Genomic DNA, 13,315 nt, shown 5'->3' on the forward strand with positions numbered 1-13,315 from the left:
AGATAACGTGTGCTGTATTAAATGTCGGCTTCGACTTCGTTGCCGTGTTCCTCGATCCATGCGCGGCGGGCGGCGGCTTCGCCTTTACCCATCAGCATGTTGAAGCGCGCGGAGGAGCTGGTGTGGCCGGGGCGGCCCACTTTCACCGGCAGCAGGCGGCGCGTGTCCGGGTTCATGGTGGTTTCCCACAGCTGCTCGGCGTTCATCTCGCCCAGGCCCTTGAAGCGGGAGATCGACCAGCTGCCGTCCTTCAGGCCGTCCTTGCGCAGCTTGTCCTCGATGGCCACCAGCTCGCCGTCGTCCAGCGCATACAGCTTCTGGATCGGCTTCTTGCCGCGCGCCGGCGCGTCCACGCGGTACAGCGGCGGACGGGCGATGCAGATATGGCCCTTCTGGATCAGCGCCGGGAAGTGGCGGAAGAACAGCGTGAGCAGCAGCACCTGGATGTGGGAGCCGTCCACGTCCGCATCGGAGAGGATGCAGATTTTGCCGTAGCGCAGGCCGGACAGGTCGGGCGAGTCGCCGTTGGCGTGCGGATCGACGCCGATGGCCACCGAGATGTCGTGGATCTCGTTGTTGGCGAACAGGCGGTCCTTGTCGGTTTCCCAAGAGTTGAGCACCTTGCCGCGCAGCGGCAGGATGGCCTGGAATTCCTTGTCGCGGCCCATCTTGGCCGAGCCGCCCGCCGAATCGCCCTCGACCAGGAAGATCTCGGTGCGGGTCACGTCGGTCGATTCGCAGTCGGTCAGCTTGCCCGGCAAAACGGCCACGCCGGACGATTTTTTCTTTTCCACTTTCTGCAGCGAGCGCAGGCGCGACTGCGCCTGCTTGATCACCAGCTCGGCCAGTTTCTTGCCGTAGTCGATGTGCTGGTTCAGCCACAGCTCCAGCGGCGGCTTGGCAAAGGTGGACACCAGGCGCACCGCGTCGCGCGAGTTCAGGCGCTCCTTGATCTGGCCCTGGAACTGCGGGTCCAGCACTTTCGCCGACAGCACGAAGGAAACGCGCGCGAACACGTCTTCCGGCAGCAGCTTCACGCCTTTGGGCAGCAGCGAGTGCATCTCGGCGAAATTCTTCACCGCGCCGAACAGGCCGTCGCGCAGGCCCGATTCGTGGGTGCCGCCGTTCGGCGTGGGAATCAGGTTGACGTAGGATTCGCGCACCACGGCGCCCGATTCGGTCCAGGCCACCACCCAGGCCGCGCCTTCGCCCTCGGCAAAGCCTTCTGCGTCCGGGCCGGCGAACTGCGCGCCCTCGAACAGCGGGATCAGGGTTTCGCCGTCGGACGCCTGCGCCAGCGCTTCGGTCAGGTAGCCGCGCAGGCCTTCGTCGTATTTCCAGGTCTGCGAGTCGCCGGTCTTGGCATTGTTCAGCGTGACGGTCACGCCCGGCAGCAGCACGGCCTTGGAGCGCAGCAGGCGCTGCAGCTCAACCTGCGAGATCAGCGAGGAATCGAAGTACTTGGCGTCCGGCCAGGCGGTCACGCGCGTGCCGGACTTCTTGCCGTCCTTCGGCGCCGGCATGGAGTTCAGCGGTTCCACCACTTCGCCGTGCTCGAACACCAGGTGGTGGTAGCCGTTGCCCTTGTCGTCCTTGCGCCAGACGGAGATCTCCAGGCGCTTGGACAGCGCGTTGGTGACCGATACGCCCACGCCGTGCAGGCCGCCCGAGAAGGCGTAGGCGCCGCCCGAGCCCTTGTCGAACTTGCCGCCCGCGTGCAGGCGGGTGAAGACGATTTCCACCGTCGGCACGTTCTCTTCCGGGTGCAGGCCGACCGGGATGCCCCGGCCGTCGTCTTCCACCGTGATGCTGCCGTCGGCATTCTGCGTGACGATGATATTTTTGCAATGGCCGCCCAATGCCTCGTCGGAGGCATTGTCGATCACCTCCTGGATGATGTGCAGCGGGTTCTCCGTGCGGGTGTACATGCCCGGACGCTGCTTGACGGGCTCCAGGCCCTTGAGGACGCGGATGGATGATTCGCTATAGTCGGAAACTGGTTTTTTAGTGGCCATACGTGATCAAGCTAGGTTGTGCGGTTCTTATTGGTGCGGCAGCTCATCTGCTCAGTGCGATGCAAAATGCTGTGATTATATACAGTTATTTCGCTCCGGAAGTGCTTTCTGCGCAACGCCGGCAGGCGCGCTTGCTTGCGCATTCTATCCGCAACCGGCGGCAACGGCGGGATTCACGGCGCTGGAAATGGCGGGCAGTTGTGGTTAAATGGGGAAAAGCGCTGTCAATATCACCACGGTTCACCACGTTTGACCTCGTTGAAGCACGCCGCGTCCATGAATGCAGACACCTTTCCGTTCGCAGTGCGCCTGATCGGCTTTGCCGGGGCGCAGGCCGATGCCCTGGCGGCGGCGCTCGGCCGCACGCCACCGGGCGGGCCGGCGTATTTTTGCGTGTCGGCCGACAGTTTGCAAGAGCCGGACCTGTTGCTGGTCAACGGCGCGGACCTGAAGGCGCTGGCCGCGCTGGCCACGCTCAGCCCGGGCGACGTGCGCCCGGCGCTGCTGCTGGGCGCCGCGGCGCCTGCATTGGCGCCGGCCTATCCGTCGCTGCCGCTGCCGTGCGACGACGACAGCCTGCACGCCGAGCTGGCGCGCCTGGTGGAACGCCGCGCCGACGCGCTGGCCAGGCTGGCCGGCACCGGCCGGCCGCCGCCGGCCGAGCGGCGCACCCGCGCGCGGCTGGACCTGGACCTGACCGATCCCTCCGACTACGCTGTCCAGCGCAGCCCGGCCGAAGACAGGCGCGGCGCCGTGCTGGTGGTGGACCGCAACGCGCGCTTCAGCCAGCACATCGGCAAACTGCTCAAGCCCTGGGATGTAGCGACCCTGTGGGCGTCGGACGAGCCGTCGGCGCTGGCCGCCTGCGCGGACGCGCCGCAGATGCTGGCGCCGGTGGCGGTGGTGCTGGTCAATACGTCGCTGGCCGGGATCGATCCCTACGCGCTGTGCGCCGCGCTGCGCGCGCAGGGCGGGGTGGCCGGCGGCGTGGCGGTGCGCGCCCCGGACGTCATCTTCACGGTGTCGCGCGGCTATCCCTATGACAGCGCGCGCGCCCGCGCCGCAGGCGCCGCCGGCCTGCTCGACAAACCCGTCTCCGACCCCACGCTGCGCGCGGTGCTCATGAAGCTGATGCGCCTGGCCTGATCTATACGCCGCGTATACGCCCGCCACACCTCTTTTTAGGCCGTTTTTACGGGCCGGCCGATAAGCTGCCGGACAGGCGGACCGGGCCAGACAGCACCAGCTGATCGCCCGCTTGCACTCGGCCCGCATCCGATCCGGGCTTGCGCGTGACGTCGGCTGCCCTGGCTTGCACCGTCGTCCACAAGGACAAGGCGGCCGATGGCATGCCCGGCTTGTACCGCGACGTGTTCGCCGCCTGACCAATCCACCCACCTGAGAAAGATTGCACCATGAAGAAATCGCTGCTTCCCGCCGCCATCGCGGCCGTACTTTCCGCTATGCTGGCCGTGCCGGCGCACGCCGGAGAACAGGCGCCGGACCGCGGCCTGGTCTACAATGCGGCCGCCACGTCGGACTATCGCTACCGGGGCATTTCCCAGACCCGGCTGCAGCCCGCGCTGCAAGGCGGCGCTGACTATGTGCATGCCCCGAGCGGCTTCTACGCCGGCGCCTGGGGCTCCAGCATCAAGTGGACAGGCGACGCCGGCGGCGACGGCAGCGTGGAGCTGGACCTGTACGCAGGCAAGCGCGGCGTGCTGGGCGCGGACGTGTCCTACGACGTCGGCGTGCTGACCTATGTTTATCCGTCCAACGGGCTGAAACGCGTGGCCGGCTTCGCCAACGCCGACACCACCGAAGTCTACGGCCAGCTGGGCTACGGTCCGGCCTATGTCAAGTATTCGCACGCGGTGACCAATCTGTTCGGCTTTGTCGACAGCAAGAACAGCGGCTACCTGGACGCAGGCGTCAATCTCGAGGCGGGCGGCGGCTACACCGTCAACCTGCACGCCGGCCACCAGAAGGTGAAAAATGCCGGCCAGGCCGACTACACCGACTGGAAAATCGGCGCCACCAAGGACTTCGGCGTGGTCACCGGCGCGCTGGCCGTGGTCGGCACCAACGCCGGAAAAGCCGCCTACGCCTCGCCCGCCAATGGCAAGTTCCTGGGCAAGACCGCGCTGGTGCTGACCGTCAGCAAAGTGTTCTAGGCTGCACGCGACTCAGTCGCCCAGCGAAGCCGCCAGCGTCAGGCCAATGGCGAGATAGCGCTCGGCGCCGCGGCGTCCGGCGCGGTCGCCGTAGCCGATGTCGATATCGGCCCGGCCGGGGACCAGGCTGTAGCGCGCGCCCAGCTGCACATAGCTGCCGGCGCGCTGCCGTCCGTAGGCCTCCAGCGTGAGGGCGGCGCGTTCGCCGGCCGCCAGCTCCAGCCCCAGCGCCCAGCTGCGCTGCACGCCTGGGCTGGGCTGGTCCTGCCGGCCGCGCTGGCGCAGCCAGCCCAGGTTCGCGTGCAGCATGGCGCGCTGGCCCGCCAGTTCCACACTGAGCGGCAAGTTCAGCGACAGGTCGCCGCGCCCGCCAGATCCGGCGCGGAACTGGTCGGCCAGCACCAGGCCCAGTCCCCAGCCATCGTCCTGCGGGGCGCGCAGCATCGTTTTCGCCTGCAGCAGCGCCAGTGACATGGCGGCGCTATCCTGCAGGTCGCGCGTGCGTCCGGCGCCCGCCGCCAACTCCCATCCACCACCGAAGTTACACGCCGGGACCGCCCAGTACTCGTCCTGCGCGCGGCTGTGTTGCGTCCACGTCTCCAGCTGGCATTGGCGCGGATCGAGGATGGCGGCGTCGTCCGCTGCCATGGGACGGCCGGCCTGCGCGGCTGGCGCGCACAGGGACAAGAGCAGGGCGTTGCGCCAAGCGGATCGGATTTTTTGCATGGGGACTCCTGGAACGGCGTCAGCATAGGGCGGCGCGGCGGCGATGTCCGTCATCACAGGCAATTTTTACGGCTTGTTTACACCCGCCCCGCCAGTCTTTACACCGATTTTAGACCCCTGCCGATAAGCTGGAAACATCAAAACAAGACCTGCGAGGGCTTCAAATGGATGTGGTGTTTATCGGCGCAATAGTCGTCCTTCTGGCCGCGAGCTGCGGCTTGGCCGCCGGCTGCGGCGTGCTGGGAGAGCGGAAATGACTGGCTTCTATGTACTCGGTGCGGCGGCGGCGGCGGGCCTGCTGGTCTATCTGGTGGCAGCCTTGCTGAAAGCGGAGGACCTGTGATGACGATGCAATCCTCGATGGAGTCCTTCATGCTGCTGGCGGCCTTCCTTGGCGTGCTGCTGGCACTGGCCTGGCCGCTTGGCATTCTGCTGGCCCGCGTCGGCGATGGCGCAGGGGGCGCGCTGCCCGGCTTCGGCTGGCTGCTGCGCGTTGAGCAGCTGCTGTACCGCGCGGCCGGCGTGCCGCTCAAGGCGGAACAGCGCGGCATGGGCTGGGAAAGCTATGCCATCGCCCTGCTGATCTTTAACGGCCTGGGCGCGCTGGTGGTGTACGGCCTGCAGCGGGTGCAAGCCTGGCTGCCGCTCAATCCGCAAGGGCTGGGCAATGTCAGCCCGGATTCGTCCTTCAACACCGCTGTCAGCTTCGTGGCCAACACCAATTGGCAAGGCTACAGCGGCGAACAGACCATGAGCTACCTGGTGCAGATGCTGGCGCTGACCTGCCAGAACTTCTTCTCGGCCGCCACCGGCATGGCCGTGGCCTATGCGCTGATACGCGGCTTCAGCGCGCGCTCGGCCAGGTCGATCGGTAATTTCTGGGTCGACGCCACGCGCTCGACGCTGTACGTGCTGCTGCCGCTGTCGCTGCTGCTGGCCGTGTTCCTGATGGGCCAGGGAGTGATCCAGAATTTCTCGGCCTACAAGCAAGTGGCGCTGCTGGACCAGGTCAGCTACAGCGTGCCGACAACCGGCGCCGACGGCCAGCCCGTGCCGGACGCGCTGGGCCAGCCGGCCATCGAGGCAATGACGGCCGCCACCCAAACCATCGCCATGGGCCCGGTCGCCTCGCAGGAAGCGATCAAGATGCTGGGCACCAATGGCGGGGGCTTCTTCAACGCCAACTCGGCCCACCCGTACGAGAACCCGACGGCGCTCACCAATTTCATGCAGATGCTGGCCATCTTCATCATCCCGGCCGGCTTGTGCTTCGCCTTCGGCCGCATGGTGGGCGACCGCCGCCAGGGCTGGGCCGTGCTGGGCGCGATGACCGTGCTGTTCGTCGCCTGCGCGTCGGTGGTGCTGGTGGCCGAGCAGCAGGCACATCCCGCGCTGCAGGCATTGGGTGTGGACCAGGGCATGAGCGCGCTGCAGTCGGGCGGCAATATGGAAGGCAAGGAAACCCGCTTCGGCATCAGCGCCTCGGCCCTGTTCGCGGCCGTGACCACGGCCGCCTCCTGCGGCGCGGTGAACGCCATGCATGACTCGTTCACGCCGATCGGCGGCATGGTGCCCATGCTGCTGATGCAGTTCGGCGAAGTGATTTTTGGCGGCGTGGGCTCCGGCCTGTACGGCATGCTGGTGTTCGCCATCATGGCGGTGTTCATCGCCGGCCTGATGATAGGCCGTACGCCGGAATACCTGGGCAAGAAGATCCAGGCCTATGAAATGAAGATGGCCTCGATCGCCATCCTGGTCACGCCCCTCCTGGTGCTGGGCGGCACCGCCGTCGCCGTGATGACGGACGCCGGCAAGGCCGGCATCGCCAATCCCGGCGCGCACGGCTTCTCGGAAATCCTGTACGCATTCACTTCTGCCGCCAATAACAACGGCAGCGCGTTTGCCGGCCTGTCCGCCAATACGCCGTTCTACAACACCATGCTGGCCATTGCCATGTGGTTCGGCCGCTTCGCCGTGATCGTACCCATCCTGGCCATCGCCGGTTCGCTGGCCGGCAAGCAGCGCCTGGAGGCGAACGCCGGCACCATGCCGACCCACGGCGCCATGTTCGTCGGCCTGCTGGTGGGCGTGGTGGCGCTGGTCGGTGTGCTGAACTACGTGCCTGCGCTGGCGCTCGGCCCGGTGGTCGAACACCTGCAGCTATTTAACAAATAAGGAGCACTGCATGTCGCAAGCTAATCCATCCGCCAAGGACATGACGCAGCACGCAGCGGCGCCGGCCCGGCGCCTGAAAATGTTCGATTCCGAATTGCTGCTGCCGGCCATCGCCGATTCGTTGCGCAAGCTGAGCCCGCGCACCCAGTTGCGCAGCCCGGTCATGTTCGTGGTCTACGTCGGCAGCATCATCACCACGCTGCTGTATCTGCAGGCGCTGTTCGGCCAGGGCGAGACCGCTCCTGGCTTTATCCTGGCCACCACCGTGTGGCTGTGGTTTACCGTGCTGTTCGCGAATTTCGCCGAAGCCATGGCCGAGGGCCGCAGCAAGGCGCAGGCGGCTTCGCTGCGCAGCCTGAAAAAGAGCGTGACGGCCAAGAAGCTGGCTTCGCCGCGCCACGGCACCACCTGGCTGCCTTGCGACGGACCGGACCTGCGCAAGGGTAACTTCATCCTGGTCGAGGCGGGCGACGTGATCCCGATCGACGGCGAGGTGATCGAAGGCGTGGCTTCGGTGGACGAAAGCGCCATCACCGGCGAATCGGCTCCCGTGATCCGCGAATCGGGCGGCGACTTCTCGGCCGTCACCGGCGGCACCCGCGTGCTGTCGGACTGGCTGGTGGTGAAGGTCAGCGCCAATCCGGGCGAAACCTTTTTGGACCGCATGATCTCCATGGTGGAAGGCGCCAAACGCCAGAAGACCCCGAACGAGATCGCCCTGACCATCCTGCTGGTGGCGCTGACCATCGTATTCCTGGTGGTGACGGTCACGCTGCTGCCGTTCTCGCTGTTCTCGGTTGCCGCCGCCGGCAGCGGCACGCCGATCACCATCACGGTGCTGATCGCGCTGCTGGTGTGCCTGATCCCGACCACCATCGGCGGCCTGCTGTCGGCCATCGGCGTGGCCGGCATGAGCCGCATGATGCAGGCCAACGTGATCGCCACCTCCGGCCGCGCGGTGGAGGCGGCGGGCGACGTGGACGTGCTGATGCTGGACAAAACCGGCACCATCACGCTGGGCAACCGCCAGGCGTCGGCCTTCGTGCCGGCGCCCGGCGTGAGCGAGCAGCAGCTGGCCGACGTGGCGCAACTGGCTTCGCTGGCCGATGAAACGCCGGAAGGCCGCAGCATCGTGGTGCTGGCCAAGCAGAAGTTCAACATCCGCGAACGCGACATGGCGTCGCTGCAGGCGGTGTTCGTGCCCTTCACCGCGCAGACCCGCATGAGCGGCGTGGATTTGCCGGGCCGGGACGTGCGCAAGGGCGCGGCCGATTCGGTGAAGAGATACGTCGAGTCGCTGGGCCTGCCATACCCGGACGAGGTGGCGCGCGCGGTGGAGGACGTGTCGCGCAGGGGCAGCACGCCGCTGGTGGTGGCCGACGGCGGCCGCGTAATGGGCGTGGTGGAACTGAAGGACATCGTCAAGGGCGGCATCAAGGAGCGCTTCGCCGCACTGCGCCGCATGGGCATCAAGACGGTGATGATCACCGGCGATAACAGGCTGACCGCCGCCGCCATAGCAGCGGAAGCGGGCGTGGACGACTTCCTGGCCGAAGCCACGCCGGAGGACAAGCTCAAGCTGATCCGCAGCTACCAGTCCGAAGGCCGCCTGGTGGCCATGACCGGCGACGGCACCAACGACGCTCCCGCGCTGGCCCAGGCCGACGTGGCGGTGGCCATGAATTCGGGCACCCAGGCTGCCAAGGAGGCCGGCAACATGGTGGACCTGGATTCCAATCCCACCAAGCTGCTGGAGATTGTTGAAATCGGCAAGCAGATGCTGATGACGCGCGGCTCGCTGACCACCTTCTCGATTTCGAACGACATCGCCAAGTACTTTGCCATCATTCCGGCGGCCTTTGTCGGCACCTTCCCGCAGCTCAAAGCGCTCGACATCATGCATCTGGCCAGCCCCTCCTCGGCCATCATGTCGGCGGTGATCTTCAATGCCCTCATCATCGTTGCGCTGATCCCGCTGGCACTGAAGGGCGTGCAGTACCGCGCCATCGGCGCCACCGCGCTGCTGCGCCGCAACCTGCTGGTGTACGGCCTGGGCGGCATCATCCTGCCTTTCATCGGCATCAAGCTGGTCGACATGCTGCTGGCCGCGTTCAACCTCGTTTAAACAGGAACCATCATGACATCCCATCTTCGTCCCGCGCTGGTGGTCTTCGGCACTCTGACCCTGATTTGCGGCGTGCTGTATCCGCTGGCCGTCACCGGCATCGGCGCCGCCGCCTTCCCGTCGCAGGCGGCGGGCAGCATCGTTGAAGTGAACGGCAAGGCGGTCGGCTCGGAACTGATCGGCCAGTCCTTCACCTCGCCCAAGTACTTCTGGGGCCGCCCGTCGGCCACCGCGCCCATGGCCAACAATGCCGCCGGTTCGGGCGGCGCCAACCAGGGGCCGCTGAACCCGGCCCTGCTGGAAGCGGTGAAAAGCCGCATCGAGGCGCTCAAGGCAGCCGATCCCGGCAACACGGCGCCGGTGCCGGTGGACCTGGTGACCGCTTCGGCCAGCGGGCTCGATCCCGAGATCAGCCTGGCCGCCGCCCAGTACCAGGTGCACCGCATTGCCGCCGCGCGCGGCCTCGACGCCCAGCAGGTGCGTGTGCTGATCGAGCGCCAGATGCGCGGCCGCGTGTTCGGCTTCTTCGGCGAGCCGCGCGTGAACGTGCTGGCGCTGAATCTGGCGCTGGACGGCAAATCCGCGCATACTCGCTGAATCGTTTTGCAGAGTAGAGATCCATGTTTCCAAGCGAGGGCCAACGGCCCGATCCCGACGCGCTGCTGGCGCAGGTCCAGGCGCAGGAGCGCAAGGCTGCGCACGGCCGGCTGCGCATCTATTTCGGCGCCTCGGCTGGCGTCGGCAAGACCTACGCCATGCTGTCGGCAGCGCGCAAGCTGCAGGCGGCAGGCCAGGAGGTGCTGGTGGGCGTGGTGGAAACCCACGGCCGCAATGAGACCGCGATCCTGCTGGACGGGCTGGACGTGTTGCCGCTCAAGGAGGTGGCCTATCGTGGCAAGGTGCTCAAGGAGTTCGACATCGACGCCGCGCTGGCGCGCCGGCCGGCGCTGATCCTGATGGACGAGCTGGCGCACTCCAACGTGCCCGGCTCGCGCCACCCCAAGCGCTGGCAGGACGTCGAGGAGCTGCTCGATGCCGGCATCGACGTGCTCACCACCGTCAACGTGCAGCACCTCGACAGCCTGAACGACGTGGTGGGCGGCATTACCGGCATCCGCGTCAACGAAACCGTGCCGGACACCGTGTTCGACGCGGCCGACGAGGTGGTGCTGGTCGATATCCCTGCCGACGAATTGCTGGCGCGCCTGAAAAGCGGCCGTGTGTACCAGCGGCCGCAGGCCGAGCGCGCGTCAAAGAATTTTTTTCGCAAGGGAAACCTGATTGCGCTGCGCGAGCTGGCGCTGCGCCGCACCGCCGACCGCGTGGAGGACGACGTGCGCGCCTACCGCGTCGAACAATCCATCGGCACGATCTGGAAGACCGGCGCTTCGCTGTTGTGCTGCGTGGGCCCGCGTCCGGGCTGCGAGCACGTGGTACGCAGCGCCGCCCGGCTGGCCGGCCAGCTCGGCACCGAGTGGCACGCGGTGTACATCGAAACACCGGCCTTGCAACGCCTGCCGGAGGCGGAGCGCGAGCGCATCCTGAGGACGCTCAAGCTGGCCCAGGAGCTGGGTGCAGTCACGGCCGTGCTGGCCGGCGGCGACATTGCCGCGACGGCGGTCGAGTATGCGCGCAGCCACAATCTGTCCAGGATCGCGCTGGGACGCGGCCATCCAGGCTGGCCTTGGCGCGCGGCCCACATCAAGCGCATGGCCGGCCTGGCGCCGGATGTGGACCTGATCGAGATCGGCGCCGCCAGCCGCGACAGCGTGCCAGCGGCGGGCGCCGGCGCGGCCTCAGCCCCCGGCTCCGCAGACGGCGACGACGCGCCCGGCGCCGCCGGCAAGCGGCGCGGGCTGGCTTACCTGGGCGCGGCGGCCGCCAGTATCGCCACCGCGCTGGCCACCGCGCCACTATTGCCGCATGTGGACCTGGCCAATATCGCCATGCTGTTCCTGCTGGTGGTGGTGCTGGTGGCGGTGCGCCTGGGGCGCGGCCCGTCCGTGCTGGCCACCTGCGTCAGCGTGCTGTGCTTCGACTTCTTTTTCGTGTCGCCACGCTTCAGTTTCGCCGTGTCGGATTTCCAGTACGTGATCACCTTCGGCGTGATGCTGGCGGTGGGCCTGATCACCGGCCACCTGACGGCCGGGCTGCGTTTCCAGGCGCGTGTCGCCTCGCACCGGGAGGCGCGCTCGCGCGCCCTGTACGAGTTCGCGCGCGAGCTGTCCGGCGTGCTTCAGACCGAGCAGATTTTCGACAGTACCCGCAGCGCGGTGCGGGCCGCATTCCGCGCCAGGGCCACGCTGCTGCTGCCGGACGACGACGGCCGCCTGCAGCCGGCCGCGCCGCAGCCAAGCGGTGCGGCCGGCGCCGTCAACCTGTCGGTGCTGGACCTCGGCATCGCCCAGTGGGCTTACGACCGTGCCGAAAGCGCCGGCCTGGGTACGGACACACTGCCGGCCAGCCGCATCTTCTACTTGCCGCTGGTGGCGCCGATGCGCACGCGCGGCGTGCTGGCCATCGAGCCGGAAAACCGGCGCTGGATGCTGATCCCCGAACAGCGGCAGCAGCTCGATACCTTCGCCGCCCTGGCCGCCATCGCGCTCGAACGCGTGCACTACATCGAGGTGGCGCAGGCCGCGCTGGTCAGCATGGAATCGGAACGGCTGCGCAACTCGCTGCTGGCTGCCCTTTCGCATGACTTGCGCACGCCGCTCACGTCGCTGGTCGGGCTGTCCGAATCGCTGGCCGCTTCGAAGCCGCCGCTGGCGCCGCAGCAGCTGGACCTGGCGCAGTCGCTGCACGCCGAATCGCTGCGCATGAGTACCCTGGTCGCCAACCTGCTGGACATGGCGCGCATCCAGAGCGGCGAGGTGAAGTTCAACCTGGAGTGGCAGGCGCTGGAGGAAGTGGTGGGCAGCGCCTTGCGCGCCAGCGCACCGCAGCTCAGGCGGCACGCCGTCAGCACCGGGCTGCCGCACGGCCTGCCGCTGCTGCGCTACGACGCGGTGCTGATGGAACGCGTGCTGTGCAACCTGCTGGAGAACGCCGCCAAGTACACGCCGCCCGGCTCGCAGATCGTCGTCAGCGCCGCGCTGCACGGCGCCTGGATGAATGTGATGGTGTACGATGACGGACCCGGCCTTCCGGCGGGCCGCGAGGAAGCCGTGTTCGAGAAATTCACGCGCGGCGAACGCGAGTCGGCCAAGCCGGGCGTGGGCCTGGGACTGGCGATCTGCCGCGCCATCGTGGAAGCGCACGGCGGCGCCATCCATGCCGCTCCGTCGCCGCTGGGCGGCGCCGCCTTCGTCATCGCGCTGCCGCTCGGCTTGCCGCCTGCACCGCCTGAAGAATTGATGGAATGATGAATACCCGACCGATGGAAAAACCGGGCGAAACGCCGCCCGTCGCCCTGCTGGTGGAAGACGAACCGCAAATCCGCCGCTTCGTGCGCGCCGCGCTGGAAGAGGAGGGCTGGCACGTGCACGAATGTCCGACCATGCAGCGCGGCCTGATTGATGCGGGCACCCGCAAGCCGGACCTGGTGGTGCTCGATCTGGGCCTGCCGGACGGCGACGGCGTGGCCTTCCTGAACGATTTGCGCAAGTGGTCCACGGTGCCGGTGATCGTGCTGTCGGCGCGGGTCAACGAGGCCGACAAGATCAAGGCGCTGGACGCCGGCGCCGACGACTACCTGACCAAGCCCTTCGGCGTGGGCGAGCTGCTGGCCCGGGTGCGCGCCACCCTGCGCCGCCAGCGGCAGCCGCAAGCCGACACGGCGGGCATCGTGCGCTTCGGCGAAGTGGCGGTGGATTTGCAGAACCGCCGCGTCACCAAGGGCGGCCAGGGCGTGCACCTGACGCCCACCGAATACCGGCTGCTGGCGGTGCTGGTGGGGAATGCCGGCCGCGTGATGAGCAATCCGCAGCTGCTGCGCGCCGTATGGGGGCCGTCGCAAAGCGAAAACGGCCACTACCTGCGCATTTATATGGGCCACCTGCGCCACAAGCTGGAGGACGATCCTGCCCAGCCGAAATACCTGCTGACCGAAACGGCGGTCGGCTACCGGCTGCAGCTGCCCGGCTAGAAACAAATTGTAA

Annotated in this window: 10 protein-coding genes; 8 read left to right on the forward strand and 2 right to left on the reverse strand. The window is 67.4% G+C overall.

The window, feature by feature from the left end:
* Positions 1 to 17 precede the first annotated feature (17 nt).
* Complete coding sequence (locus ASD15_RS02310; RefSeq protein ID WP_057153117.1) at positions 18 to 2,015, reverse strand: DNA topoisomerase IV subunit B; 1,998 nt, start codon at positions 2,013 to 2,015, stop codon at positions 18 to 20.
* Between the two features lie 276 nt (positions 2,016 to 2,291).
* Between ASD15_RS02310 and ASD15_RS02315 the strand changes: the two genes are divergently transcribed.
* Together ASD15_RS02315 and ASD15_RS02320 are read left to right on the forward strand one after the other, a co-directional pair.
* Positions 2,292 to 3,161: a response regulator gene (locus ASD15_RS02315; protein WP_157200791.1), complete on the forward strand. Its 870-nt coding sequence runs from the start codon at positions 2,292 to 2,294 to the stop codon at positions 3,159 to 3,161.
* Positions 3,162 to 3,430: 269 nt separating this feature from the next.
* Positions 3,431 to 4,189, forward strand: coding sequence for a TorF family putative porin (locus ASD15_RS02320; protein ID WP_057153119.1), 759 nt, complete (start codon positions 3,431 to 3,433; stop codon positions 4,187 to 4,189).
* A 12-nt stretch (positions 4,190 to 4,201) separates the two neighbouring features.
* Here ASD15_RS02320 and ASD15_RS02325 read toward each other — a convergent pair whose 3' ends face one another.
* Positions 4,202 to 4,915, reverse strand: a complete 714-nt coding sequence (locus ASD15_RS02325) for a hypothetical protein (RefSeq protein ID WP_057153120.1) — start codon at positions 4,913 to 4,915, stop codon at positions 4,202 to 4,204.
* A gap of 253 nt (positions 4,916 to 5,168) precedes the next feature.
* Here ASD15_RS02325 and ASD15_RS31495 point away from each other — a divergent pair, with 253 nt between their 5' ends.
* Genes ASD15_RS31495 through kdpE form a run of 6 tightly spaced genes read left to right on the forward strand, consistent with a single transcriptional unit; the run spans position 5,169 to position 13,302 of the window.
* On the forward strand, positions 5,169 to 5,258 hold the full coding sequence (locus ASD15_RS31495) for a potassium-transporting ATPase subunit F (RefSeq protein WP_082551496.1): 90 nt from the start codon (positions 5,169 to 5,171) through the stop codon (positions 5,256 to 5,258).
* Complete coding sequence (kdpA, locus tag ASD15_RS02330; protein ID WP_057153121.1) at positions 5,258 to 7,090, forward strand: potassium-transporting ATPase subunit KdpA; 1,833 nt, start codon at positions 5,258 to 5,260, stop codon at positions 7,088 to 7,090. The genes ASD15_RS31495 and kdpA overlap by 1 nt, the downstream gene beginning before the upstream one ends.
* Positions 7,091 to 7,130: 40 nt before the next feature.
* Entirely contained in the window at positions 7,131 to 9,215 is a 2,085-nt protein-coding gene (gene kdpB, locus ASD15_RS02335; RefSeq protein WP_057153657.1) for a potassium-transporting ATPase subunit KdpB, read from the forward strand.
* 12 nt (positions 9,216 to 9,227) lie between these two features.
* Positions 9,228 to 9,812, forward strand: a complete 585-nt coding sequence (kdpC, locus tag ASD15_RS02340) for a potassium-transporting ATPase subunit KdpC (protein WP_057153122.1) — start codon at positions 9,228 to 9,230, stop codon at positions 9,810 to 9,812.
* Positions 9,813 to 9,835: 23 nt separating this feature from the next.
* Complete coding sequence (gene kdpD / locus ASD15_RS02345) at positions 9,836 to 12,580, forward strand: two-component system sensor histidine kinase KdpD (RefSeq protein ID WP_057153123.1); 2,745 nt, start codon at positions 9,836 to 9,838, stop codon at positions 12,578 to 12,580.
* Positions 12,577 to 13,302 (forward strand): two-component system response regulator KdpE, encoded by a 726-nt coding sequence (kdpE, locus tag ASD15_RS02350; protein WP_229418032.1) that lies wholly within the window; start codon positions 12,577 to 12,579, stop codon positions 13,300 to 13,302. The genes kdpD and kdpE overlap by 4 nt, the downstream gene beginning before the upstream one ends.
* Positions 13,303 to 13,315: the final 13 nt, after the last annotated feature.

This window comes from Massilia sp. Root351, assembly GCF_001425045.1.
Lineage (GTDB): Bacteria > Pseudomonadota > Gammaproteobacteria > Burkholderiales > Burkholderiaceae_D > Rugamonas.

Bases quoted from the DNA above. Each gene is read 5' to 3' on its own strand.
- ASD15_RS31495 (WP_082551496.1), top strand. From the start codon at position 5,169: ATGACTGGCTTCTATGTACTCGGTGCGGCGGCGGCGGCGGGCCTGCTG.
- kdpA (WP_057153121.1), top strand. From the start codon at position 5,258: ATGACGATGCAATCCTCGATGGAGTCCTTCATGCTGCTGGCGGCCTTC.
- ASD15_RS02310 (WP_057153117.1), bottom strand. From the start codon at position 2,015: ATGGCCACTAAAAAACCAGTTTCCGACTATAGCGAATCATCCATCCGC.
- ASD15_RS02315 (WP_157200791.1), top strand. From the start codon at position 2,292: ATGAATGCAGACACCTTTCCGTTCGCAGTGCGCCTGATCGGCTTTGCC.
- kdpD (WP_057153123.1), top strand. From the start codon at position 9,836: ATGTTTCCAAGCGAGGGCCAACGGCCCGATCCCGACGCGCTGCTGGCG.
- kdpB (WP_057153657.1), top strand. From the start codon at position 7,131: ATGACGCAGCACGCAGCGGCGCCGGCCCGGCGCCTGAAAATGTTCGAT.
- ASD15_RS02320 (WP_057153119.1), top strand. From the start codon at position 3,431: ATGAAGAAATCGCTGCTTCCCGCCGCCATCGCGGCCGTACTTTCCGCT.
- ASD15_RS02325 (WP_057153120.1), bottom strand. From the start codon at position 4,915: ATGCAAAAAATCCGATCCGCTTGGCGCAACGCCCTGCTCTTGTCCCTG.
- kdpC (WP_057153122.1), top strand. From the start codon at position 9,228: ATGACATCCCATCTTCGTCCCGCGCTGGTGGTCTTCGGCACTCTGACC.
- kdpE (WP_229418032.1), top strand. From the start codon at position 12,577: ATGATGAATACCCGACCGATGGAAAAACCGGGCGAAACGCCGCCCGTC.